The 24,692-nt window shown below is 40.4% G+C and carries 28 protein-coding genes; 7 read left to right on the top strand and 21 right to left on the bottom strand.

Going from position 1 to position 24,692, the window contains the following annotated elements; translation table 11 throughout:
* Positions 1–118 precede the first annotated feature (118 nt).
* Genes ACYTXL_RS11985 through ACYTXL_RS11975 form a run of 3 tightly spaced genes read right to left on the bottom strand, consistent with a single transcriptional unit; the run spans position 119 to position 2,334 of the window.
* Positions 119–775, bottom strand: a complete 657-nt coding sequence (locus tag ACYTXL_RS11985; protein ID WP_461924936.1) for an N-6 DNA methylase — start codon at positions 773–775, stop codon at positions 119–121.
* Positions 775–1,629 (bottom strand): hypothetical protein, encoded by an 855-nt coding sequence (locus ACYTXL_RS11980; protein ID WP_461924935.1) that lies wholly within the window; start codon positions 1,627–1,629, stop codon positions 775–777. Before ACYTXL_RS11980 ends, ACYTXL_RS11985 begins: the two co-directional genes overlap by 1 nt.
* Positions 1,630–1,677: 48 nt before the next feature.
* Complete coding sequence (locus ACYTXL_RS11975) at positions 1,678–2,334, bottom strand: hypothetical protein (RefSeq protein WP_461924934.1); 657 nt, start codon at positions 2,332–2,334, stop codon at positions 1,678–1,680.
* A gap of 591 nt (positions 2,335–2,925) precedes the next feature.
* Between ACYTXL_RS11975 and ACYTXL_RS11970 the strand changes: the two genes are divergently transcribed.
* Both ACYTXL_RS11970 and ACYTXL_RS11965 read left to right on the top strand, forming a co-directional pair.
* A complete protein-coding gene (locus tag ACYTXL_RS11970; protein ID WP_461925032.1) occupies positions 2,926–3,192 on the top strand; it encodes a hypothetical protein in 267 nt (88 codons plus the stop codon).
* Positions 3,193–3,195: 3 nt separating this feature from the next.
* Positions 3,196–3,564 (top strand): clan AA aspartic protease, encoded by a 369-nt coding sequence (locus tag ACYTXL_RS11965; protein WP_461924933.1) that lies wholly within the window; start codon positions 3,196–3,198, stop codon positions 3,562–3,564.
* 363 nt (positions 3,565–3,927) lie between these two features.
* Here the strand turns inward: ACYTXL_RS11965 and ACYTXL_RS11960 are convergent, their stop codons facing one another.
* Positions 3,928–4,182, bottom strand: a complete 255-nt coding sequence (locus ACYTXL_RS11960) for a hypothetical protein (protein WP_461924932.1) — start codon at positions 4,180–4,182, stop codon at positions 3,928–3,930.
* Positions 4,179–4,568 (bottom strand): hypothetical protein, encoded by a 390-nt coding sequence (locus ACYTXL_RS11955; RefSeq protein WP_461924931.1) that lies wholly within the window; start codon positions 4,566–4,568, stop codon positions 4,179–4,181. Before ACYTXL_RS11955 ends, ACYTXL_RS11960 begins: the two co-directional genes overlap by 4 nt.
* Positions 4,569–4,978: 410 nt before the next feature.
* Here ACYTXL_RS11955 and ACYTXL_RS11950 point away from each other — a divergent pair, with 410 nt between their 5' ends.
* Both ACYTXL_RS11950 and ACYTXL_RS11945 read left to right on the top strand, forming a co-directional pair.
* On the top strand, positions 4,979–5,341 hold the full coding sequence (locus ACYTXL_RS11950; RefSeq protein WP_461924930.1) for a hypothetical protein: 363 nt from the start codon (positions 4,979–4,981) through the stop codon (positions 5,339–5,341).
* 6 nt (positions 5,342–5,347) lie between these two features.
* Positions 5,348–5,695 carry a hypothetical protein gene (locus ACYTXL_RS11945; protein WP_375471106.1) on the top strand — a complete coding sequence of 116 codons (348 nt, stop codon included), beginning with the start codon at positions 5,348–5,350 and terminating at the stop codon, positions 5,693–5,695.
* Between the two features lie 57 nt (positions 5,696–5,752).
* Here ACYTXL_RS11945 and ACYTXL_RS11940 read toward each other — a convergent pair whose 3' ends face one another.
* Positions 5,753–8,341 (bottom strand): DEAD/DEAH box helicase, encoded by a 2,589-nt coding sequence (locus tag ACYTXL_RS11940; protein ID WP_461924929.1) that lies wholly within the window; start codon positions 8,339–8,341, stop codon positions 5,753–5,755.
* 164 nt (positions 8,342–8,505) lie between these two features.
* Here ACYTXL_RS11940 and ACYTXL_RS11935 point away from each other — a divergent pair, with 164 nt between their 5' ends.
* Positions 8,506–9,141, top strand: a complete 636-nt coding sequence (locus ACYTXL_RS11935) for a GUN4 domain-containing protein (protein WP_461924928.1) — start codon at positions 8,506–8,508, stop codon at positions 9,139–9,141.
* Positions 9,142–9,372: 231 nt separating this feature from the next.
* Here ACYTXL_RS11935 and ACYTXL_RS11930 read toward each other — a convergent pair whose 3' ends face one another.
* From ACYTXL_RS11930 to ACYTXL_RS11915, 4 genes are all read right to left on the bottom strand, one after another.
* Positions 9,373–10,320 carry an AbiJ-NTD4 domain-containing protein gene (locus tag ACYTXL_RS11930; RefSeq protein ID WP_461924927.1) on the bottom strand — a complete coding sequence of 316 codons (948 nt, stop codon included), beginning with the start codon at positions 10,318–10,320 and terminating at the stop codon, positions 9,373–9,375.
* Positions 10,321–10,403: 83 nt separating this feature from the next.
* Positions 10,404–11,480, bottom strand: a complete 1,077-nt coding sequence (gene fcmB, locus ACYTXL_RS11925) for a filament morphology actin-like protein FcmB (RefSeq protein ID WP_461925031.1) — start codon at positions 11,478–11,480, stop codon at positions 10,404–10,406.
* A gap of 457 nt (positions 11,481–11,937) precedes the next feature.
* Positions 11,938–12,957, bottom strand: a complete 1,020-nt coding sequence (locus ACYTXL_RS11920) for a hypothetical protein (RefSeq protein WP_461924926.1) — start codon at positions 12,955–12,957, stop codon at positions 11,938–11,940.
* Between the two features lie 99 nt (positions 12,958–13,056).
* The gene (locus ACYTXL_RS11915) at positions 13,057–13,326 is read right to left on the bottom strand and encodes a hypothetical protein (RefSeq protein ID WP_258169895.1); all 270 of its coding nucleotides are present in this window, start codon (positions 13,324–13,326) and stop codon (positions 13,057–13,059) included.
* A 279-nt stretch (positions 13,327–13,605) separates the two neighbouring features.
* On the opposite strand from ACYTXL_RS11915, the gene ACYTXL_RS11910 reads away from it, so the two are divergent.
* Entirely contained in the window at positions 13,606–13,833 is a 228-nt protein-coding gene (locus tag ACYTXL_RS11910; protein WP_442946723.1) for a hypothetical protein, read from the top strand.
* On the top strand, positions 13,830–14,264 hold the full coding sequence (locus ACYTXL_RS11905; RefSeq protein WP_461924925.1) for a PIN domain-containing protein: 435 nt from the start codon (positions 13,830–13,832) through the stop codon (positions 14,262–14,264). The genes ACYTXL_RS11910 and ACYTXL_RS11905 overlap by 4 nt, the downstream gene beginning before the upstream one ends.
* Before the next feature lie 131 nt (positions 14,265–14,395).
* Here ACYTXL_RS11905 and holA read toward each other — a convergent pair whose 3' ends face one another.
* The 11 genes from holA to ACYTXL_RS11850 form a co-directional block, all read right to left on the bottom strand.
* A complete protein-coding gene (holA, locus tag ACYTXL_RS11900) occupies positions 14,396–15,349 on the bottom strand; it encodes a DNA polymerase III subunit delta (RefSeq protein ID WP_461924924.1) in 954 nt (317 codons plus the stop codon).
* The gene (gene dnaX, locus ACYTXL_RS11895) at positions 15,346–16,845 is read right to left on the bottom strand and encodes a DNA polymerase III subunit gamma/tau (RefSeq protein ID WP_461924923.1); all 1,500 of its coding nucleotides are present in this window, start codon (positions 16,843–16,845) and stop codon (positions 15,346–15,348) included. Before dnaX ends, holA begins: the two co-directional genes overlap by 4 nt.
* A 245-nt stretch (positions 16,846–17,090) precedes the next feature.
* On the bottom strand, positions 17,091–17,444 hold the full coding sequence (locus ACYTXL_RS11890) for a XisI protein (protein WP_461924922.1): 354 nt from the start codon (positions 17,442–17,444) through the stop codon (positions 17,091–17,093).
* Positions 17,432–17,848 (bottom strand): XisH family protein, encoded by a 417-nt coding sequence (locus ACYTXL_RS11885; RefSeq protein WP_461925030.1) that lies wholly within the window; start codon positions 17,846–17,848, stop codon positions 17,432–17,434. The genes ACYTXL_RS11890 and ACYTXL_RS11885 overlap by 13 nt, the downstream gene beginning before the upstream one ends.
* Before the next feature lie 326 nt (positions 17,849–18,174).
* Positions 18,175–19,626, bottom strand: a complete 1,452-nt coding sequence (gene dnaN, locus ACYTXL_RS11880) for a DNA polymerase III subunit beta (protein ID WP_461924921.1) — start codon at positions 19,624–19,626, stop codon at positions 18,175–18,177.
* Between the two features lie 203 nt (positions 19,627–19,829).
* Positions 19,830–20,378, bottom strand: coding sequence for a WGR domain-containing protein (locus ACYTXL_RS11875; RefSeq protein WP_461924920.1), 549 nt, complete (start codon positions 20,376–20,378; stop codon positions 19,830–19,832).
* A 104-nt stretch (positions 20,379–20,482) separates the two neighbouring features.
* Positions 20,483–22,099, bottom strand: a complete 1,617-nt coding sequence (locus tag ACYTXL_RS11870) for an AAA family ATPase (RefSeq protein ID WP_461924919.1) — start codon at positions 22,097–22,099, stop codon at positions 20,483–20,485.
* Entirely contained in the window at positions 22,096–22,353 is a 258-nt protein-coding gene (locus ACYTXL_RS11865) for a hypothetical protein (RefSeq protein WP_461924918.1), read from the bottom strand. Before ACYTXL_RS11865 ends, ACYTXL_RS11870 begins: the two co-directional genes overlap by 4 nt.
* A gap of 253 nt (positions 22,354–22,606) precedes the next feature.
* Entirely contained in the window at positions 22,607–22,813 is a 207-nt protein-coding gene (locus ACYTXL_RS11860) for a DUF2997 domain-containing protein (protein WP_461924917.1), read from the bottom strand.
* Positions 22,814–22,816: 3 nt separating this feature from the next.
* A complete protein-coding gene (locus ACYTXL_RS11855) occupies positions 22,817–23,263 on the bottom strand; it encodes a DUF1257 domain-containing protein (protein WP_461924916.1) in 447 nt (148 codons plus the stop codon).
* A 186-nt stretch (positions 23,264–23,449) separates the two neighbouring features.
* The gene (locus ACYTXL_RS11850; protein ID WP_461924915.1) at positions 23,450–24,514 is read right to left on the bottom strand and encodes a hypothetical protein; all 1,065 of its coding nucleotides are present in this window, start codon (positions 24,512–24,514) and stop codon (positions 23,450–23,452) included.
* Positions 24,515–24,692: the final 178 nt, after the last annotated feature.

Below are 24,692 nucleotides of genomic sequence, written 5' to 3'. Positions count from 1 at the left end.
TGTAATATCATGTTCGGTGAAAGACTTATCATTAAGATCGCAGAGCGAGACAGGGGAAGTGCTTTATTTCATGCTTAACGAGTGCCTGCTACGTACCTGGCTTGATATAAGTCCTGAATTACTTTAGGTAAACATGATTTCGCAAAACCTGTGTCATAAACTTTTTAAATTCTTCCATAATTAGCGGTAAATCACTATCAATTTCTTGGGTTTGTTGCCCATTTGTAATTGGACGAAACAGACGACGACCTCGACTATCAAAACCAATTTTATCCGCAACTGCCATAAAGATTGAGTAGTCTTCTGGTACTGGTAAATCTCCACCTTTGCGCTGAAGAATCAAAAAGCTGGTGATAATTCCCAATCCACATTCTACCTGAAAGTTTTCTGTAGGTAACTGAATGGAAGCAATTAGTAAAGCCATGTCTTCTAATAGCCATTGGCGAAAGTGTGCTTGGTTAGATGAAGACAGAATTCCATTAGATACCAAGATACAGACTATTTCACCAGGTTGCAATTGATTTAAACACTGTTCTACAAATAAGCACTCTTGTTCTGCTTGGGTTTTCAACTTGGATGTAATAACGTAGCTTCTATCTCCGTGTTGTATCCATTTATAAGCCATCTCAAATCGGGCTAGTTCTGAATCGGAAGCGAGATTAATTTTGCAATAGGGAGGATTGGCAATGGCTATAGTGGGCAAGGAAATTGGCAGAGGAGGATTACTGACACAATTTTGAAATAGTTGTTGCCACTCAGTAATTTTAGTTTTCATCAAAACAAACTTCCTTGTAACATATTTTCTGCTTTAGTGTTTTCGTATTTAATACCATTAATTAGTAACCTATTATTTAGCTTCGTTTGACGTGTTGATGCGGAAGTTTCATACTTTAAATTTGGTCGGATAAAAGAAATACCCTTGCCAGTCAGGGTGTCTCCGATGACTAAATCTCCACCCAAACTAGGAATAGGCAATGCCAAGTATGGAGCATAAAGCATGAAGTTTAAACTTGCTATTTTTATTAGTAATGAATCCCACTCCCAGCCTGTTAAACTGATGGCATAATTGGACATTTCCAATGCTAATCTTCCTGTACCAAGTGCTGGTTCATATATATGAAATGGTGCTATTGCAGCAGAACTTTCAACTGCTGCAATAGCCATTGTCCTGGCTGTCCAAGTAGGAGTAGGATAGAATTTAGCTCTCGATTGCCCGTAACGATTAGCAGCCAACAAATGACCGAAGTAATCGAAGGGACAAGAAATCAAAAGCTTCAGTTCCAGTTCTTGAATAAGACGATTACTCGCACCGTTACATCCCTCTGGCTCATGAGGCAATTTAGCAATGCTGGGATGCCCTAGTGCATAAAGTAACCAATCAGTGAAATAGGGAATAAATCTGGAAGAACTGCCACATCCACCTGTAGAAATAGATTGCAGACAGCTTGAGAGCATCTGTAAAACTTGAGGATGTCCTAAGTCTAAAAAGTCAGTTTGTGGTATTTCTTTAGGTAGTTCTCCAGTTTCCATTGTCCATCGCCATTGCTCCCACCTACCTTGATATTCATCATCTAATTTCAGTAGTTTTGGTAATAGCCATCCATGTTCAAAAGTTGATTTAAGTACCATTGGTGTTATCTTTAATAAGCATTTGCCAATGGCAGAGGCATTAGCCTCTTAAATCTTGACTTCTGGAATAGCTTCTAAATTGACCATTGACGATAACTCAGGAATGACTATGTTTGATTGTGATTTTTCATCTTGAGGTTTAGTCAGTAGTTTAATTAACCATTTTTCCGTCTGCATCTGATCCTTTTTATTCCAGCATACATTTAATCTTTGGGCTGGTTTAACAGGATGTAATGCTAAAACTACGAGTTGTATTTGGCTAGGATTAACTGAGTATTGTCTAGCCGTAGTCCACAACTTTACCCGGTCTTGCCAGCTTAAATGTGGATGACGTATAGCCCATTCATAAAGCCTGGGAATACCTTGTTTAAATGCTAGATTTGTTAATACTTGAATAAAGTGTTTATCGTCATTAATTGCAAGAGGTGCAATAACTGGATTATCGACTAATAACTTCTTGCGAGATTTAAAAATTTCCGGTGCAAGTTCCTCTATTTGATCAACCCACTGAGCAATTTGAGGATAGGCATTTAATAAAGGTTCTACAGTCAGTCCTAAAAATAGTTGTCTCATCACCAAAGAAAAGTTATCTGCAACTATAGAGTCAAAGGCAGAGCGATTTGGATGAAATTTTTGACTGGGTAATAGGACTTGTTGCTGTGTTTTAGTAATTTGTTGAATATCGGCAAGATTAATTACTGGCATGGTGGAGAGAATATAACATCTCTCCCATGCAGCGGTAAGCTGCAAATTAATTATACGTACAGCCAAGATACAAGAACTAGCTGTCAATCAAGGACATAATACAGCACTTACGGCAGCTATGAGGTACATCCTCAAATCTAAAAGCTTTGATAGGAGAGGGCAAGGAGAAAAACTGTATTGCATAATAGCCGGAAGCGCTGTATCCCTATCCTTAACCCCAGTTCCCCCAATCAAAATCAGCCTACCCCAACAGTTTCGCTTTAATTACCTGCCAATACAGAACAAGAAACACCTATGATGATCATTCTCGGAGCGATCGCCTCTCGCCGTAGGTTGCCCTGACGTATGTTACCCAACATCCACAATTCTCAAACATAGTGCGATCGCCGAATAGCCCGTCGTAGACATCGCTCTCTCACTTTTCGGCAACAGCTAGCGGGAGCATCCTTCGTTTGAGAATTGCGATCGCCCATCTTCCATAGATAAAGATTGAGTAGACAGATCAACCGTGGTTGGGCGATCGCTTGAATTGGGTATTCTAGTTTAGAATATCCATAACAAATAATTAGCGCCGGAATGCGGAGAATGGCTATGGTTTACCCTAAACTTAGCGGCGAAGAAATTACTCGACGGGGCAAAAAACATTATGAAAATCTCCGTACTCAAATTGAGACAGCAGAAAATATTGGCAAAATTATTTCAATTAATGTTGAAACCGGTGACTATGAAATTGGGGATGATTTGTTAATAACGAGTCGTCGATTACAAGCTAAACAATCGGATGCGCCAATTTGGGCGGGACGGATTGGGTTTAATGCTGTCTATACCATTGGTGGGACATTAATGAGGACAGAGTAGTAAGTGATACACGGTACTGTGGTCGGGCTACAAGCTCGAATGAGTGTAATACTTCGTCCTCCAGGACGTTCAGATGTAGAAATTGAATTTGTTGTAGATACAGGTTTTGAAGGCTTTCTGACCCTGCCAATTGCGGTCGTTAATGAGCTTCAACTCCCCTATGTGGCTCGAATTGATGCCAACCTTGCCGATGATTCCAGTATTGCAGCCTTTGCTTATCGTGTAACAGTTGTGTGGAATGGTCTAGAGCGTGAGGTTATAGTTCTAGGAATAGGTCGTCGTCCATTGATTGGAACTGCCCTGCTTGAAGATTGTCATCTCGGCATAGACTTTTGTGACGGTGGTACAGTACTGATTGATGAGATTTTGTAGATTTTAGGAAGTATGGGATGGAGATAGTTCGCTATCGCCCTGATTCTAGATACCTGTAAAATTCAGCAAGAGCGATCGCATAAAAGCACGAAACAATGACACGAATTCCATTCACAGAAGCTCCAGATTCATTAGCTTAAATAAAGTGCGATCGCCGAATAGCCCGTCTTAGACATCGCTCTCCCACTTTTCGGCAACAACTAGCGATGTCTACGACGGGCTACGCCTACGCATCCTTCGTTTGAGAATTGCTATCATTGCCGCATTGATCATTTCCATCAATCCTCTACTTCGGGATCACCGATTGTCTTCTGTGCTGTATGACGAATATGGAGAATTCTCACCGTGGGAATAGGCTGGTCTTCAAGAACCGTAAATAGAATGCGATAGGTTTGCTTCCCTTGCCCGTAAAGAAGAGTCGCGAATTTCTTGGCTAAAGAAGGCATCCTCACGAGAGATCGGACAGCGCCGAGGCATTTCTTGCAGAGAGGCGATTGTTTTAATCAGCCCTTGATACCAGAGTTGGGCGCGTTCATCTGTGGTAAACTGAGAAAAACTTAAGAATGCGGCATCCGCTTCGGCTTTCGCAATGCTAGAGAAATCAATGCGGTACGTCATGCTTCAAGAGACAATCCATATTTCTGATTTTGTTCAGCAATGAAGTCCTCTAAACTCGAAAATTGTCCTTGCTCAAAATCATCAAGCCCACGTTGGATTCCCTTTAAAGCCTCAAAAAAATCTTGATCGTCCAAACTCAGTCCTAAAGTCAGCACCGCTAGCGCCATTTGCGAAATATCTTGTCCAGTACTTTCAGCACGCTGTCGCAGCAGTGCCTCAACTTTCGGTGGCAGATCAAGTGTAATGGACATTGTGAGTTTTACCTCAGTGATACTGGTTTTATTATAGCGATGCCTGCGGCGGGCTACTCGGCATCGCACCTCATAGACTGGGTAAAGCGGACTGCTCAAGTGTGGGAGTGCTTCAGCTACGCCCGTTGTAGACATCGCGCTAATTCTAGATACCTGTAAAATTAAGCTGCAAGCGATGGCAACTCTTAGAGACGCTACACGTAGCTTGCTTCTTGCTTCCGGGAGCAACGCGATTTGGTGAGGTGCTAAAAATTAGGGGTATAAATGACCTGTTTAATAGTGCGATCGCAGCGAAATACCTGTTTTATTGAGAATCTAGCTATGTAACTGAGAATTAAACCCTGATCTCACTTTTTCGCGTTGCTCCCCTTGCTTCCCTGTAAGGAAGGGTACGCCAAAGCCAAATCCTGGAGACGCTCCGCGTAGCTTGCAACTCCTGCGGAGTAAGGCTAACGCATATCTTATTAAAACATTAATCGTTCAATGAAAATTATGGACGTTAGGATTAAACAAATTGTGTCCCAAATTCTTATGGAGTTTCTGGGATGAATAGTGGCTTAACTTATGAGCAAGAAACCTTTGTGCAAGATAGTATTCCTGTTAGATTGGGAAAATTGGCAACTAATTTAGCACGGATAAGTCAACTTTTCAGTGACTCTACGCATGAGGATGTGGTCAAAAGCCTGATTAGAGAAACTATGTATTTCCTTGAGTGGATAGCCCCAGATATAGATATTGACAATGCTTTTGAGTTAGCAAACTTAGGAAGGTTTCTCACACGCTGGCTGTTTAACTGGGAACAAGCTTGGAATGACACAGATGCTAAAAACCAGATTATTCAAGAACTTGGCATTTGGTCAGACAGTGTTTTGCAAATGTCAAAATTACCTGCTGTACAACAATCCTAATTGATAATGACTCAATCCCAACCTCCATTACCACAACCCAAACTCGAAGGATCTGGTATTACCTCTGACCAGTATTTTGAGTTTACTCCAGAAAAACTAGAACTGAGTAACGGATATTTGGGTTACGGTGGACAAGACCAACTTGGATTTCATTTGTCTGTTCTTACCAACATGGGATTGTTGACAGCAGTTCGACATACAAATTTGTCGCTGTGGCTAGAAGCGCTCAAAGGTGTAGTAAGGGAAAAACTACCGACTGTCAACGCCCAACCAGAAGTAGCAGAAGCAATGCTCAATCGATTTAATCGAGCGATCGCAGACTTGGAGGCAGTGATTGAGTATCTGGAACAATAAAATCAGGAATTTGAGCGATGTCTACGACGATGCTCTTGTCAAACATCAGGTGTAGGGCTACGCCCCGGTGGAGGCGATCGCATCTAACAACAGTAATCCCATCTGCTTCAATAAACCAGTGTTACCATCAGGGCAACCATGTTGAATTATACACTTGGCACAGCCAGTATCGCAGTTACAATCCTGTGCGATCGCTTTAGCAGCACCAGCAAGTTTTGGCAGATGTTTAAACACAGCTTCAGCCGCACCATTACCGCCATCACTGGTATCATAGAAATAGCCTGTGTAATTGTTATTTTCCCCTAACTCCTTCACTACTGTAAAATTCACCTGTTTTGGGTCAACTCTAGCCACCAGCTGTAACGCTCTCATAATTTGATGCCCAAAGCTGTGGATAGCAATCAAGGTACTGGAATATTCCCACAACTGTTGATAGCCTGGTGGAATAGGTTCTCCACTGCGGGTTAAATTGGTTCTAGTTTCCAAGGCATTGTGCTGGAGGTATTCCCGCGCACTTGAGTTAATTGCTACTTTGACCATTGGTGCTGAAAATTGAGTACGGAAAGGCTGCTCAAATTTTTCTTCTGACAGGGTTTTCACAATTACAGCTTTGCGTGTGAGTTTGCTACAAAGTGGACAACGATGTTCTTTAGGTAGCAGCTCTTTGTAGTTAAGACACCGCTTGTTCAAACAAGTCTGCTCATAGATTTGGGTCATTAAACTGTAACCACTGGTAATGTGCTTAACCTCACCAAAACTAAGTTCCAGAGTTAAGTATTCCTGACAGTCATCAACATCACTGACTTGAGAAAACAGCAATGGTAACTTCACCGCATCTGTCAGCACTGTTAGGCTACTGGTTTCTGATTCTGTAACTGCAACTGTAAACAGTGAGCTATCTGCTGTCTGTTTTAATATTGCTTGCTTGCTGTTCAAGTCAAGGGAGATGCACTGATAAGTCAGCATTCGTCCATTGGCATCTTGTCGTTTGTAGATGGCTTGGGGATGGACTTCCCGGTGAGCAATATCTTCTGAGATTTCCTCTAGTTCTTCCCCAGATTCTGCATCTACTAGCTTGATGGTAGTTTGGGATAAGCCACCCCGAAAGTTAACATCTTTATGGGGATAGCCTTTTGCCCACAGTCCATTACGACCTTTATTTAGATGCCCTTGGGCTAACAGGAGTTTTGCTACCTCGTAAGCTGCTGTGCCAAAGTAGTGCTTGATTTTATTAGTAGGAATACCAGTTTCTGCGGCTGCACACATCAAATGTTTAGCAGCAAAAATGGGATATTCGTCATTAAAGAACACTTCCTCAGTTTCACCCGATACCAGCATTTCTGGATGTTCTGCTACATAGCAGTCAATGGGATTGAAAGCATTGGGAAGCAGCACTGTCAGTCCAGACTGAGAACGTCCGGCGCGGCCACTGCGTTGCTGGTATGCCATTTTGGAACCAGGCCAGCCACGCAAAATGCAACATTCTAATTCTGGTAGGTCAATTCCAGCTTCTAATGCTTCTGTGGCAATAATCCACTTGAGCGTGCCAGACTGGAGTTGGTCAACTACTTCTGCGCGACGCTTAGAAGTTATGCCACTGTAGAATGCGGCTACTTGGTTTGATTTGAGTAATTCTGTTAGTTCCCGCACGCTGCGACGGGAGTTACAAAAGGCGATACCTGATTTACCTTGATTGAGCAAAAATTGAATTATTCGAGCGGTATCACCAGTCAGATTGTAACTGGGCTGAGTGACAATTATTTGTCTAGATGGTGAAGCTGCTCCACTTTTACGAATCCAAATTAGGGGTTTGGGGTTGAGTTTAGTTGGTTTTAAGCCAGAGATTTTCAGAGCCAGTTGTTTAGGATTACCACAAGTGGCACTCAGGAAGATAAATTGCAGTTTCTTGGAGTCACCACCGTAATGATCTACTGCTAGTTTAATGCGACGAATCAGCCAGGACATATTTGCGCCATAGCTGCCTGAGAGGGTGTGAGCTTCATCAAGCAGTATATAGCGTAATCGCTGATAAAAGTTTGCCCAATGCGCGGATTTCCAGGCTTGCTTGAGTTGAAAGTGGATTAATTCTGGTGTGACACCTAAAATATGCGGTTCACTCTTGAGGATTTGTTCTCGTTTTTCTGATTTGACATCTCCAGTGATCATTGCCAGTATAGGTCTGGATTGTGTTGGTATGGTAGAGAGTAGTTCAGAGATTTTGTGGAACTGGTCTAGCGCTAAAGCTCGCAGTCCATAAAATGCTAATGCTCGATGTTCTTCATTTATGCAACCTTCCAGAATGGCGGGGTATGTGCTGAGAGTTTTGCCACTGGCTGTGGGAGAGGTGAGGATTAAACTTTTACCTTGTCTAATTGCTTGTAAGGCTTGAAGTTGGTGAGAGTAAAGTTGGGTGATTCCTAATGATTGAAGTGCTTTAATTAATTTATTTGGCAGGTCATTAGGGATATTTTTCAGATTAGGTTCTTTGGCAGGGATAGTCTGTTGCCAGAGTAAATCTTCACCTAGAAATTCAGCAATATCTGTAGGTTCAGTAGGATGGTTATTTGAGTTGGAATTTTCTGTAATGGGTGTACGAAGTGGTGTCCAAAAGCTCTGAAGTAATAAACTGTAATTGGGCGTGTTCATGGCGGTATTTTTCGCTCATTGCCCTAAAAAATCCCCCAATGGGGGAGTAGTAGTAAATCCCAAAAAGTAATATTTTTACCCAAAAGTAGTGTTCAATTTTTAATTAATTTATCAGGTTATACTTAAAATAGTAATATTAAGATTGTTATGATTTCAAAGAAAATATGCAAAATTCAAATACAAGTAACCCTTTTTTAATAAAACATTCTAAACTCGAATATCTGCTAAAACGAAAAGAATGGGAAAAAGCTAATAAAGAAACTAATAAATTGATTAATCAAATAATAAATCAAAATCATCGAATTGAAGGTTTTTTTGCATCTGATTTAATAAAAATCCTACCTACTGAAAACCCGTCAGATTGTGAGTTTTGTAAAATTGACCACCTTTGGGTAAATCATAGTGGTGGTCATTTTGGTTTCAGTGTCCAAAAAGAAATTTATATAGAATCAGGAGGTATACAAAACGATATTGAAGCAGGAAATCCAAATGTTTTGTACAGATTTCTCGCTGAAGTTGGTTGGAAAGAACTAAGCATTATAGAACCAACAGAAAGAATTATTGTTTCTAAACCAGATTTTAGACATAGTGCCAAAAGAGGACATCTCCCTTATTGGTATGAGTGGGAGCCAGACGGTCTTAGAAGTAATTTATTTGAGCGATTCAAAATACGCAGAAAAGACAATTGGTATGAATACGAGTTAGATGAAAATGGTGAATGCAAGCTAAATAAAAACGTTTTTCTAACATACTGGGGTTTTCTGGCATTTTTCTCTATTGTTGCTCAATGTGGAAAATAATTTAGAAGCAACAACCTAAATGGATTAATGAGGTTGAACAGTATCACCTTCTGTTCTGTAACTCTTGAAGAAAAACCTGGATTTCCAAGAGTTAGGGAATTGCAAATAAAAAATCTCCAATTTGTAGGGTGTGTCAGCAAGATAGTCTGTAACAAACCATAAACCACCCTACAATCTTTGGATAATTTATTTTTTGCAATCCCCTAGAGCATTGGTAGACACCCAACCTTATTACTCGATTGGAGGCACTTCTTCTATTAAATTATTAAGAACTATATCAATATTTATCTCACATAAATAGTATTCACTCAAGTATTTGATAATGGAAGTTCCTGCATGAAAACAAAAATCAGCATCTATTCTCTGTACATTAGGGCTAATAGTTCCACCATGTCTTACACCAGGTTCACTATTGGCATAGTCGTAAACTTTCTGCATTATGTCTAGAAATTGTTTAGACCATCTTTCGTCTTTGTTCATTTTTTTTATTCCATTTCCTAAAGTGTTTTCTTTCGGGTGAATTTGTCTAACAATACTTTCAATTGCTGAGACAATTTCCTTGATTGAGTTTTCGGAATCAAAAGGATACCGAGTCAGAAAAAAATATGCTTTTTTATAATGTGCTATTGCTGGTTCAAAAGTATTTTTTAAATCTAATTGAACTTGCTCAATGTTATTGGTAAGAACTTGAGGTACAAAACGTATTAATTTGCTTTCTTCATTAAGATTCCAACCAACTTGATGTTCTGCAAAAAAATTATTTAAATTCTGTCGATAAACTTCAAAACCAAAAATATTAATCCATTCATCTTTAGATTTGTAGTAAGAGTTTTGTTCTAGCTGTTTTATTTCTTTTCCTACAAGTTCAATAAAATCATAAAAATGATTCCATTGACACGTCCGAAGATGTGAACATAGGTGTTCCCAACAATACCAAGAATCGTTGTAGATTGGTTCTGTGTCATCATGAGTTAAAATACAAAGTTTTTCATGTAAATCTTTAATTCCAAGAGGAATAAGATCACGAGTTTGAAATTCAGGTCTAGAGTCACGATCTACATAAGTAAGTCCATTTAACAATCGGTTGATGTAATCTAAACGTAGCCATTCAGGTGCATCTTCAAGAATTTGTTCTTTCCACTGAATGGGATTATAATCATATCGGTTTGAAAAAGTCATAAAGTTAGAAGCAGTACAAGGTTTACTTAGTTCGTAATCTAACACTAATGAGGATACTTTAAAGCCTCTATCAAAAAACGCGATCAGCGTATAATTGAGCCTTTCCGTAATTGAGCCTCTCCGTAAATGTACTGTCCTAAAGCATTAGCTTGACGAGAAGGTGCAGCTAAATAGGCATTAATTCTAGCTTCCTTGAACAGACGTTGAACATCGTCCCAAAAGAATTCACTACCGCCACCAGTGAAAATTACATCTCTGACACGTTCTGGCAACCAGGCTAGCACACGGCTACAGATTTCACGAGAAAACATCTCCGTGAGGTTAGGAAGAAAATCGTCTAAGTTAGTGGGTTTGCTTGCGCTTTTAGGACGGTAATAGCGTTCACCTCTGGGTTTGTTCACAGCGGAAATCAGAGCTAGAGATTGACTATCTGCTCCCTCAATTTCGGCGGACACCAATTCATAGAACTTGTTCATACCAAAGTCTTCACTCTTAGAAAGATATTTAATAAATCGGAAATTATCCACCATCAACAAATCCACGGTTTGATGTCCAATATCGACGATCGCCAGCGATATTTTTGTAAAATCGGGACTGCTAGGACTTTTCTTTGGTTGAGCTTCAGACCACAACAGGCTGCCATAGCCCTCTGGCATTACCCATACGTTACTGACGTTCAGCGACACAGATTCGCCTCGGAAGTTCAACACATGAGGCCCGCCTACTTGACTAATCAAGTATGCTTTTTCGTTTTCAAATTGCTCTAAGGAAAGAAAAGGCAGACCCAGTACAACTGAGATATCGTCTCTGAGTTTAAAGTAGCTAGCACTTGCTAACACTTTTACCAGTGCAGCTTCTACCTTAGATTGTCCGATTCCTAGATTCGCTCCAAAATCTGCTGCCAGTTGACCTACAGCATATCCATTGCCTTGATATTCCAGCCACAAATTCATTAAAGGATCAATAGCACGAACTTCAAAAACACCACCACGTACCTGTTCTATTGACATTTGCTTAACGTTGGCAGGTACAAACACAACACTACCGCGTTCACGACTCACACAAGTTTTTGTGGAAGTTCTGCCTAAATCAACACTGAGAACAGTTTTACTGCCAACATCGTTGGATTTTACAGTGTTGATTTTTTTAGTTGCTGCTATTGCTGTTAAAAGATTTGCATAGTAATCATTAGGAACAATAATTAACTCCTCTTTTAATTGGTAGAGAACTTGGTTAGTTTGTTCCACTGCTGTTTGAAATCTATTTAAAGCATCTGCTGTTGATTCTCTATCAATCTCCCACATTAAGGAAATGAGATTTTGTTGTAATCGCAATGCCAAACGCAAACAGTCTTTTTCTACTTCATTTAATGCGTGTTGACGAGTTAAATCATTAATCTGCCTTTTGCTTTCATCAGCAAATTCATAATATTTTTTCTCTAAATTGGTGTATTTGTCCGTTAATTCATTTGCAACTTGTCTATGATGCTTGGCTGCTTGTCTGTCCTTTTCGCCAGTAGCATGAGCAGTAAAAGCACCTGCAACAGCACCAACCGCCGCCCCTAAAGCACCGAATAGAAGAGGAATTATAAAAATCATATAATTTTTGACTAATTATCTAGGAATGAGGAGGAAGGCAAGGAAGTTGAGAATTAGGTAACAACTTACTATCTGCTGATGTGAGTCCTAAAGATTGAGCAATAGCCACTGATTCACGTAACCGTTGCATAGCCCCTTCTATCCCCGGTGCAATTGGACGATTTGTAATTTCTTGATTAATGGCTTCTGCTTCGGACAAAAATTCTAGATTTTTCTGATGTTCATAAATCAGTTCATTTTCAATTGCTTGCAAATTCGCTAGTTCTTGCTGAGTTAAAGACTCGAAATATACTCTTACATCCTGTTTATGGTCATCAAGGATTTTGAAAAACTCGTAAACCATACCCGCAGCACCAACAACAGCTAATGCAGGTGCTACTGTAGTTAATGCAGTTAATGCGATCGCAATTGGTGGACAAGCTGCTACTACTGCTGTAGTTGCAAATGCCGTTGCACCCCCAACTGCACCACCCATGACGGTATCTTTTAATGTTGCTGTAGTCGCTTCTTGTGCAGAAATTTCGCCTCGGACTACACGCAGTGCATTAGTTAGAAGCGAAAAAGGTGCGGCTGTTACTGCACCAACAGCAGCCCCCAAAGGTGCAGCTTGAAAACCTGCTTTAACAGCACCTGCGAGATTGTCAAACTGCAATTTGGCATTCAGTCTCATTTGTTCCTGCCAACTCATGGTCTTATCACCACGAGTGATGTTGTCTTTGGCATTCTCCCATTTGATATTGTTGGGGTTATTAGACCCTCCTTTGCTGTGGGGTTTGATATGACTAGCGTGTTTATCAGATAGATATTGTTCGGCATTACTAGCCGCAGATTTGCCGTCAACACCTGCGCGTTGAGATGGGGGAATCTTCTCTAACATTTCTTGGGCTTGCACCCTGGTTCTTGTCGGTTCACCAGGTCGAATCCCACCTTTATATAATCTACGCGCCGCACTTAAAGGTAAATCCTGTAAATTAGCGTGGTGAATGTTGGTTGTAGCAGCAGCGTTGACAGCAGAATTAGGATGGGAATCGTCAGACATGAGTGATTACCTTTCGTATCTAGTTTATTCTTTGAAATTTGCTAATACGCTTCCATCCAATTTGATGGAAGCATTTATTAACATAAATTATACTCAATACTAAAAGATTCTACTAATACTGAGAATTGTTGGCAGTAAATTTTTACCTGACGCTCGATTACTTGAAGAGGTTGCACTATCAACACCTTTCTTGATAGACATCTCTAAATCCAGCACCATAATCACTACTTTGGCTAAAGCGTTAATACTTGTATTTGCTACCTCCTGACGCAAGTAGTAAATGCGATTAGGATTACTGATACTGGACAGTTGAGCTAATTCACTATCTTTCTTAACCCCAAAAATGTAGGCGTAGCCCGTCGCAGACATCGCAGACTTAACCTACAGCCAAGTTATAAACTGCGTTAGGAGAGTAGCAGCAATTACCATTAATGGTTCCGAGCGTGACAGTAAATCATCTAGCGATGCCTGCGGCGGGCTACGCCTACGCTAATCGCTGCTTCTGCCTTCCAGAAACATTTGCCCCCACTGCGCCCGATACTGTATCATATTTTTGCGGAAATTGGCTAAATGTAAGAGGCTGAGGCTTTGGATTTAAAGATTAAAATAGAGTTAGCAAAGGTAGGGTTTACTTGATTAGGAGGTTCTATGATGAATTTACAAGAAATTATTAATTCTATTGAAAGTTTACCCACAGAAGAACGGGACTATTTGTTTGAGTTTCTCCGTCAAAAAAAGGAGGAATCTAGAGGGGATAATTTTTGGCAGGGATTACAAAAATTTAGAAGCGTAATCCAAAGCGAGGGGATTATCTTTACTGATGATGATTTCGCTGACTTACGAGATCGTAGTGTGGGAAGAGAAATTGATCTATGAGCTTAAAATACTTACTGGATACCAATATTCTCTCAGAGCCAGCACGTCCTATTCCTAATGCCAATGTTTTGCACAAACTAGATATTCATAAATCAGAAGTTGTCGTTTCTAGTGTTGTTGTTCATGAACTTTTACATGGCTGTTTGCGGTTGCCAGAATCTAAGCGGCGAGAGTCTCTTTGGAATTATATTCATGAATCGGTATTAAATTTACCAGTGCTTGATTACGATTTAAAGGCAGCACAATGGCACGCCCAAGAAAGGGCTAGATTATCCAAGATTGGTAAAACTCCTGCTTTTGTAGATGGTCAAATTGCGAGTATTGCTTACTGTAATAATTTAATACTGGTAACTAATAATGTTTCTGATTTTGAGTTTTTTAATAATTTAATGGTTGAAAATTGGTTTGTTAATAGCACTGAAGTTGTCTAAGGCGAGATAAGGGTAAGCATAACTTGTGAAAGTTTTGTCAGATACTAGTATCATTATTAGTGAATTTGGATTTTAGACTGAAATCAAATATACAATCCAAAATCCAAAACTCTCAGTCAACTTTATGTTGATTAAGTTAACTTAAATAACCTGCTAACACTAAGAATTATTAGCAGTAAATCCTTACTTTCAGCACCCCTCTTAATAGACATCTCCAAATCCAGCATCATAGTTACTGCCTTAGCTAAAGCATTGATGCTTGTATTTGCTACCTCCTGACGCAAATAGTAAATGCGATTAGGATTGCTGATACTGCACAGTTGAGCTAATTCACTATCTTTCTTAACCCCAGAAACAATTGCAGACTTAACCCACAGCCAAGTTCTAAACTGCGTTAGGAGAGTAGCAATAATCACCATTAATGGTTCCGAGCGTGACAGTAAATCATCTAGCAGGTGCAAAACTTGATTGCTTTCTCCTTGGCGAATAGCAGATGCCAGTTGTAGGCTATTCTGAGTTTGACATGGTACTAATTCTTTTATTTCTGCAAACTCTAGTTGTCTGCCCTTACCATAGATATACAGTTTGCGTAACTCAGTGGCTGCACGGGTCATGTCGTTACCAATTGCTTCTGCTAGATATTCCACTGTATCTTTTGACAGCACCAACTTGATTTTTTTAGCCTGAGTCGCGATCGCCTTCTCAATTAAATCAGCACGCCAAGGTGGTATCAATAGAAACTCAAACAACTTGGCATACTTGACAATATGTTTGTAAATCTTCAGGCGCTTATCTACATTGGTGGCGACAAACACCAGAATTGTGAATTCAGGCACTTGAACAAGCTGCTGCAAAGTTTCTAACTCAGTATCACTCCACTGCTTGAGGTGGCAATTTTCCACAATCACCAGTTTTTTACCACCAGTCAGGGAACGAGTGCGAGCTACGCTGATGGCTCGGTCAAGGTCATCAGCTGGAAATCGGTGATAGCAAAGTGTGAGCCATTCGGCATCAATCTCTGCTTTGTATTGGTTTAGCTGTTCCTGGATGGCGTGTTGGTCATCACCTGTCAGCAAGACAATCATGCTTTTACCCTCCCGTTACTGCTCTTGTTGGCTTTAATTAACACAGTTATTGGTTGTTGACTTTGGGTCGCTCGTTGCAGCATTTTAGCGATCGCCTCTTTACTACTCTCAAACTTATTCAGGTAAGCTGGTGTAACCTCTAAAATTGCCTTGTCACCTTGCAATTTAACGAGATTTGCATGAGCCAACAGCTTTTGATTACTAGGTTTAGCTATATCCATCACAGAAAGCCAAATTTGAGCCAGGTTAGTAGTCTGGGCTGCAACTGTTGGTAACAATTTGTCATCATGCCCTTTGCCATCGACAGTTTTAGCTGTCACCTTGTTTGTGGTGTATACTCCAAGCGTTGGTAGCAACTTGCCGTCATTTACAGGTTTAGCAGTTAGCGTCTTGGTTGCACTGACAGGCAATAAACTGGGTATCAGGTTCAGTAAGCAAACTTCTAGCCACACAGCAGCATTTACTGTGTACCGAAGATAGTTTTCTGCTTTTTGTAACTCTGCTAGAGACAAGTTAAGCGTCTCGAAATTCCAGTGATTTGCTAAAACCTTGAGTTGAGCATAGCTAACACAACCAGTTAGCAGGGATTGCTCTTTGGGTGCAGACTTGATAATCAGTAAATCTCGGTATGTTTGCAGTAAATTAGAGAGAATCAATTTGGGCGTTTTACCAGAATCTACTAAAACTCTTGCTACTTGCAGCAAGTTAAAGGTGTTGTTCGTAGATATTGCCTGTAAAATTGACATTAATTCTGTTTCTGTCACACCACCAGCGATTTCCATGACATGATTGGCAGTGATATTTTCATCTAAAAGACTCACTTGACCCAATAATTGCAGTGCATCCCGCAATCCACCATCGCTGAGTCGTGCGATCGCTGTTAGTGCCTCATCATCAATAGAGATAGATTCTGCATCTGCTACAATATGGAGGTGCTGCACAATTGCCTGAATAGACAAAGTGCGGAAATTAAACACCTGACAACGGCTGACAATGGTAGGTAAAACCTTGTGCAGTTCTGTTGTGCAGAGAATGAATACTACATGAGGTGGCGGTTCTTCAATACACTTAAGTAAAGCATTGAAGGCGTTACCAGTTAGACAATGGCACTCATCGAGAATAAAAATTCGATAACGTCCTGCAACAGGTGCTAAGGTACTCCGCTCAATTAAAGCACGGGCATCATCTACACCATTATTAGAAGCAGCATCAATTTCACTGACATCTAGGCTATTACTGGTTTCAATTGAACGGCAGGATTGACAAATACCACAAGGTTGGTCAGATGGTTTTTTAGTGTTGAGGCAATTAAGGGATTTAGCAAATATCCGAGCAGTTGAAGTTTTACCTGTGCCTCTAGAACCTGTAAACAAATAAGCTGGTGCAATTTGCAGGTATTTGACAGCATTAGTCAGAGCAGTTTTGATGTAGGGCTGTCCAACTAATTCGGCTATTGTCTGGGGTCGATATTTTTGATGTAGGGCGACTGTAGACATAGGATTCATTAACCTTAATTTGTCGCCCTTACCCCTGTTAAGGGGGTGTAATTTTGAATCCAAAGTAGGATAATTTGCTCAAACGTTCCCAGGAAGATTTACCGATACAGAAGTTGAGTACACCTAATTATTTAACCGTTGAAACAGGTGGAGAAGTTTATGGAATTTACAACCGAGCTATAGCCATTTTAGAATTCATATCCTTGGCTCATAAAACGCTAAATTTATCTTTTTTATCTGCCTCCTTAAGCAGTAGCGAATTCTGTTAAACCTCGTTTACTGGGATGATGAAAACCCAAAACAATATCGGCTTGGGGTATTCCGGCTGATAGTAAATCATCAACAACGCATAAATTAGTTGCATCTTCTTCCACCCAAACTTTGCCATTTTTAATGCAGAGATAGATAATAATATACTGTATCTGCTTTTTGTCATCCCAGCCAAATCGAAACCAAAGATATTGATCTCTTGTTTCATCAAAAGCCAAGCGATCGCTTACTTCAACTCCCGCATTTTTTATAACTTGAGTATTAGTAGTTTCGTAATACTCAGTCAATATCTTCTTGATAACATTGCGGTATTGTTCTAGCTTATCCATTGCCTAATTTCCTCCTTTTCTGTATTTACAACTATTAACAGCAGGTTATTTTCACTGATGACTGCTTGTACAGATTTACGTTGAAAAAAGTTCTCATAGACAACATCATCAACAGCTAAATAAAGTTTATATTCTGGCTCCGTAAGTTGAATGAGTTTCCGATAGACTATGTATTGTCCCAGCGCATTATGAAAATCATACATCAGCGATTTGCCCACAAAGCTCTTGATTTCTACAACAATTTTCTGTCCCTGGCGTTCTGCGGCGATTGGTTTTTCTGCTGCTAGGTCGGCGTAGAGTTCAGCATCCTCATATTTGATAAAGTAAGGATCATCTGTGATAGTCCAACCGTCTTTTATCAATGCGTTCTTGACTTCATTATGGTATATGTCTTTTGCTGGCATGGTGGAACTATTGAGTAATACTCTGATTGTAAAGTGTTTACCATATTGGGTTGGGTAACAATTAGATTCTAAAACATACTTTTCTATCTTTCCTTCTTGCACCCTGCTTTGCTTCATTTTTTCTTGATAAAACTGGATAACTTTGGTATTTTGGCGGCAAATAGTCGGATATTTACCGCCAAAATGCACAATTTCTATTTGTCAAAATCGAGGATTTTCGTTCATGTTGTCCAGTTTTGTCCAGAGTTCCTCAAATCCCCGTCTAAAATAAACACCACTCGTATCCAAAACACCCTACAAAACTTCAAGATTCCAATTAACATTTATTAAGCATTTAGAGTGTAAAGTGGCAGTAAGAATTGACGCATTTCCATTTGCAGTTCTGGATTTGGTCTATCTCCATAAGGAACCAACATGGCAGGATGATCTGATTGTTGCAAGTGCATTTTGATAGCAGAACTGGGAATTGCCTTGGCTGCTTCTACCAAATACTTGAGGTTAAACTGAATATTCAATGACATTTCTGATGGTAGATGAGCAGCAATAACCTGATCACCTTTGCCAAACTCCCGTTCAATTGATAGTCGTAGCTGCTGCAAACTTCCATCAAACTGTAAGTAAATACCTTTCTCTTTTTTATCTGTTAACACAGCTAACCGTTCTAGTGCTTTGACTAAGAATGCTTTTTCTAGGATTACTTCTCGGTCAAAGCTAAATCTTGCCAATAGCTGTTCGCAGTCAGGGTAAGTTCCTTCCAAACATTGACATCTGAGGATAATATCTTGCCAAGCAAAACCCAAGCGATTACTTTCGGCATCATACAACAAATTAATGAATTCGACAGAATCATCCAAGTTACGCGCTAGTTCTTTGAGGACTCGACCGGGAATAGTAAATTGTATCTCTTCAGATTCTACTTGTTTGCGGGGTTTTCTACCAATTCCTTGAGTTGAAAGTTCAGTAGTTGCGACTCGATGCCCATCAGTACCAATAAACTTTAACTTCTCCTGTGTAATTTGGATATGAACTCCGGTCAAGATATATTTATTTTCATCAGTACTAACAGCATAAATCACACCTTTCAAACCATCTTTGAAAACTGTTGTTGGCAGAGGAATGGGAGTAGCATCAATTGTAGAACTAGGTGGAAATTCTTCAGCACTAATGCCTCTAATTTCATATTTTCCATCAGCATCAGATAAACTGAGAGAGCAGATTTTTGTTTGCTTATCCTCATCAATAAGCTGTATAATCTGAGTCTGACTACTGAGGGTAATATTACCATTAGGGCAATGCTTAACTATCTCAAATAGCATTTCCACTGGCACAGTAATTTCACCCTTGAGCAAAACCTGGGCTTCAAAACTTGCCTGAATTGTTAATGCTAAATCAGTAACAGTTAAATGTATCTGTTGTGTTTCGATATCTGCAATGATTAGAGCATTAGCAAGAATAGGATGGGTAGGTTTAGCTGGGGTAGCACAACTAACTAAAGAGAGTGCATCGTGAAATTTAGTTTGTGAGCAGATTACCTCCATTCCTGATTCTATAAGTGGTTGAGAGTTTAACTCTGATTTGGCAGAACGTTTATTAGTACGCTTATTTGAGATAGGCTCAGTTGAAGTATCAGGATCTGGAGATGTAGGTTTTTTCTTTTTACCTGTAGATATGTCTGGGATATTTGCTGATACTTCATTTTCGCCTTTAGGAGTAGCTACACTTGTTTGTTTTGTCTGATTGGCAGGCTTTACCCTTTGTTTCGATGCTGTTTGAGTCATGATAATTTATTTCTGGTTGCGTCATTGTTAGAAAGGTGACTGCGATAGCAGAAAATAAAGGCTGTGAAGCTTTGAATCAGATGCGTTTACTCTGTGAGACATACAGAATTTTACTGATATATCCCATTTAACGACTCTCAGGTAAGCCTTTATTCAAACTGGAGCCTTCGGAGCCTCTGGCTTTGCTCCTGAATTATTAAGTTCTACAAATGCCTCCAAAAGTTCTTCCCAATACTTTTCAAACTAATAACTTTGCTGTTATTAGCAGATTCTTCTGTAGTGTTATCACCCAGCAAATCAGTTTCCAACAAAGAGTTCAGCAGTGATAGTTGATGTTCAAGATCTGCAACATCGCGGTATATTCGAGATGGGTCTATTTTCATTCCTAAAGGTGTAGGAACGATTTTCAAATATTGGTTTAATGTCTCTAGATAATTTCTGTTGGTAAATTGTCTTTGTGTTACATAAGGACGCAAAATCTCCAGAAATTGGATAGCTCTTTTGATTTCTAGAGAATCAGAAGTACTATCAATTTGAGGTTGGCTTTCTCGATAGCCTTTCATTTTCTTCTCAGCTACGAGATTGTGAAATTTAGAAACTGCTTGTTGATAATTACCGAAAGAGTGAATTTTTTGCTGAGATTTGTAGCCTACCCTACCCCACTCAACAGTTAGATTGCTTTGCTCAACTTTTGCACTCCAGAATTTGTTACTGTTCTGAGCCGCATTTACAAATATTAAGTAAACTTCCATATTTTTGACATAATTTAGAGTAACGTCTTGCCATGTCAAATGAATATCTCAACAATAGATGTTCATTTGACAAAAGCTTCAAATCATTACTAATTTGGGAATACCTAATTAGTACGGAACCTAGAAGTACGAAGACCTTTCTTAGACACCTGCACAGGACTGGAAGCTGGTCGCGCAATCTTTGACCAAGACTGCATCCGCTCAACAGCAGCAGCATCTTGAATCGCTAAAGGGGTGATGTTTTGCTGACAATTTTCTAAATCAGCCAGTGTGATTTGCTGAGGTCTTCCCTCATCAAAAGCCAGTAGTGCTGCTTCTGATGCCAGGGTTTCCAACTCAGCACCACTAAACTTGTCAGTAGCAGCAGCGATCGCCTCTAAATATTCCTGTGGAACTTCTATACCAAACCGTTCTAAATGAATTTTGAGAATCTGGCAACGTTCCAACTCAGTAGGCAGGTCAACGAAGAAATTCTCGTCAAACCGCCCTTTCCTCTTGAACTCAATAGGCAGCGCTGTTGGGTCATTACAGGTTGCCACCACAAACACCCCCGCCGTACATTCAGACATGAAAGTGAGGATATTCCCCAGAATCCTTTGTGAGACTCCAGAGGTATCACCATTAGCTGAAAGTGCTTTCTCAACCTCATCAATCCACAAGATACAGGGTGCGATCGCTTCAGCAGTCTTGAGTGCGCGGCGGACATTGCCCTCAGATTCTCCCACCAGGCTACCAAGCATCGAGGCAATGTCTAATTGCAACAGTGGAAGATTGAGTATGGTTGCAATGTTCTTTGCTACTATCGATTTACCTGTTCCTGGTGGCCCTGCCAGTAGCACCCCTTTAGGTTGGGGTAGATTTAGCGATCGCGCTTCTTGAGAAAATAATCGGCTGCGGCGTTGCAACCAATCCCGCAATAAATCCAAACCACCAAAGGGTATGGTCGCCAGTTTACCTAATTCAATACCCATCTGAGACAGTAGGCGGGTTTTGTATTCGACAACCAAAGGGATGACCGTAGTATCAATTACTATACCTTTAGAAGTTAATCGCTCCTTAACAGTGAGCCGCAGAAAGTCGCTAATTTCCTCCAGCGTCAAGCCTAATGCTGCTCTTGCCAAGGTTTCTTTATCTTCAGTGGTGAGAGATACGGTAAAAGTTACCTCTTGCTCACTGGCAGATTCTTGCAAATATAGCAAATATGATTCTAAGTGGTCTTGAATTTGCTCAATGCTGGGTAAAGGAACTTCACAGCAAGGAATTAGTCTCAGCAGGGATTCGTGCAATTGAATGTTTTGACCTAAAAACACAATTCGCTTTTCAGTCGGTTTGAGGCGATGGTACAAATTTTTTACTCTGGTGAGGACTTCCCAACTCAATTGCAGGGAGTTTTTACCGACAAAAGGGTGAACATCTCCCAGGATGAAAACCCCATTACCGCCGAAATTGTTGATGTACTCGAACACATATATTAAAGGGTCTACGTTATGAGGCTTTTTATACGTCTCGACTGATTTGAACACCAGTCCACCGTCGTCAGCAATTAGACATTGCTCCAAGCCGGAAACTCCCAAATTCCAGAAGTACACAGGACTGTTAAGTTTGTCCATCACTTCAGTAGTTAACCACTGAATGATAGTGGCTTCTTCGGGGGACAGAACATCTATTGCCACGATGGGTATTTGAGAGTCAATGGTGGTAATCAGGTTTGATAGTTTCATTGTTGTGAATTTTGATCGGGTACGGGAGAAAGTTTTTCGTGAGTGGTAACAAGATGCACGACTACTTCGTAAACTTCGGCATCGCCGTTAAACACTTCAGCAACTCCAGAAGAATTTGGATGAGCAATGGCGCAAATTAGGGCATTGACTAAAGCGCAAAGTCCCTCCGCATTTCCTTTGATAATTACTGGTTCCCGCGCTCCTTTTGAGGGGTAAATATGCAGCATCGGATAATCTTCAGGTAGTTCGCTCATAGAAAAATTGTGCGGGGGAATTTCCCTCGTCCCCCATTGAATGTTTAATGGTGGAATTGCACCCTTGTTTAGGTGAGGAACAGGCAGGATGGGGAGGACACGAAGACAAGCAGGAATTATTAAAGAAGTCTCTTCCTATCTCCCTTGTCATCATTAGGACTTACGCAAAAACTCTCTGAAACTCTTATTTCTCCGTGTCCTCTGCGTCCTCTGCGGTTTGATTTTCCCTTACCAGTGCGTAAGTCCTGATCATTTACTGGTACAGTTTTTGTTGATGAGTAATCGTGCTACGAAGCTGTGGCTGAGATTCTGGTTTGTAAGTGCGATCGCCTTGCACTATACCCAGAGCTTCCTCAAAGGGTTGGGTTGCTTCTAGGCACGACAAACCCTCAAATCCCTCGGCTTCTATTTTCACTTCACCTGTAGCAGTGTCAAAATGTATCAAGATTGCCCGTTCCATAAATTATCTCCGAACTTGTTGAATTTGCTGGTGTGCTGAAAATGCAAGGCGCAGAGTATGTACCTGACCGTTGGTTTCTTCTGTGATGGTGCATTCTCCTAGATGTTCTTGTAACTGGGCTGCTTTAGCGCGAACCATCTTCTTGCCATAGGCTTGTATTAGGGTGTGAGAAAAGAAGTTTTCTCCTAGTCGGGGTACAGTTTCATAGGCATCATGGATGAGTTGATACACCCCTGCCTCTTGATCCCACCTAAACCCGATATCTGCGCGGACACTTAAACTACGACCAGGGACAACAATCTCAGCACTTTGTCCTTGGGAGTCGTCGTAATAACCTCTCAGGGATTGTGGTTTTTCATAAACTTGGACAGTAAGCTGCAAATCTTGTAAAGCTTGTACTAAACATTCACGGTTAGTTAGTTTTGTGGTGACAGTTGAAAAATGTGACATTTCCTACCTCTAAATACTGTGGACTGGTAAATTAATGCGAACAGTGGTGATAGACAAGGAAGCAAAAAGTTCCTTCCCCTCTTAGTTCCGTAGCAAGCTTGGGAAGTGTGGGCGTATTGTCTTCCTCTACAACCCACACCTAGTTTTCGATCAAGGACGATACAGACACGTTCTTGATTGTTTTTTCTAGCGAAGTTTGAGAGACATCGCTGTAGCTCTGGTTAAGCCCATGCCCTCATCACTTGCTAATCGTTGAAGATGGCGTTGTTCATCCAGAAGCTTGGAGCAAATTTCATCCATTTTTTCTTGTAACTGAGAACGCCCTTGTGAATCCAGCTTTTTGGCATCCACAGAAGCGTTTTCGAGAACATTTTCTAGATGAGCCATCATTTGTCCAAGGCTGCTACCTGCTTCAAAACTGGCGTTAGCCAAAAGCATTTGGACTTTTTTGAAATGGCGTTCCATCTTCTTCTTGAAGTTGACTGGCTTGCGTCCTGGTTCCCAATTGCTCAAATCTTCGAGCAACTGGGCTGCTAGTTGTTCACCGAGAGCGATCGCTGATTCCCTCAGTGTTTGTTCTAAATTTCTGTCATACTGTTCGATAAACCGAGTTATTTGCCCTAAGCATTCAGCTTGTTTCTCTGACAATTGTTCACTGATGGCGGGAATAATGACAGGACGACCAATTACTACTTGTAAATAGTCCTCTAGTTCCTCTAAACAGGGAAAAGCTTTGGCTAAGTTCTGCTTAACTTCTTGTTGTTGTTCTACAGATAACTGCCAAGCATTGAGTGAGAGAAATTTGTCAATACGTTCTTGATAGTCTGTGTACCCCTTTTCATACTCTTCTTTCAGTTGAGTGCGTAAAACAGGTGCAATATTATCTCGAATTCCGATTAGTTGATTCCAGACCAAGGGCGCTAAGTCTATAGAACAAATCCAATCACCATTGTCATAATTCATCCATTCTTGGACTGAAGCAATTTCTTGCCTTAATTGGTTTGCTGCTTCGTCTAAAGCTTTGAAAACTTTGATGCCCTTTAAACCAACTTCTGAGGTTGTAACCTTCACTAAGTCAGATTCTTGTTCATCTTGAGAATATTTAAGAACATCTGTCCATTTTGGAGCATTACTTTTGGTTGTCTTCTTTAACTGAATCTTGAAACGTATGCGAGTTTTATTCAACTTAGAGATGTTATATCTTTCAACAACAGCGTCTTTTAGAAAGGTTTCGCTTGAATTTGTAATCACTGATTATACCACATTTACTAGGAATAATAATGTTTTCTCACCTCAGTACAGTAAAGCGTCAGCTTTACCTGTTCGCCACTAAATTGGGCTATAATTTTATTCATTCAACTCATTTCAGTGCTTACGAAATCTATATAAATACGATTTATTTTGAAAAAGTACTAAGAATTAAAAGCCG

The sequence above is a fragment of the Nostoc sp. genome (genome assembly GCF_054880495.1).
The sequence above is the reverse complement of the archived record's forward strand: the minus strand, read 5'-3'. Positions and strand labels throughout refer to the sequence as shown.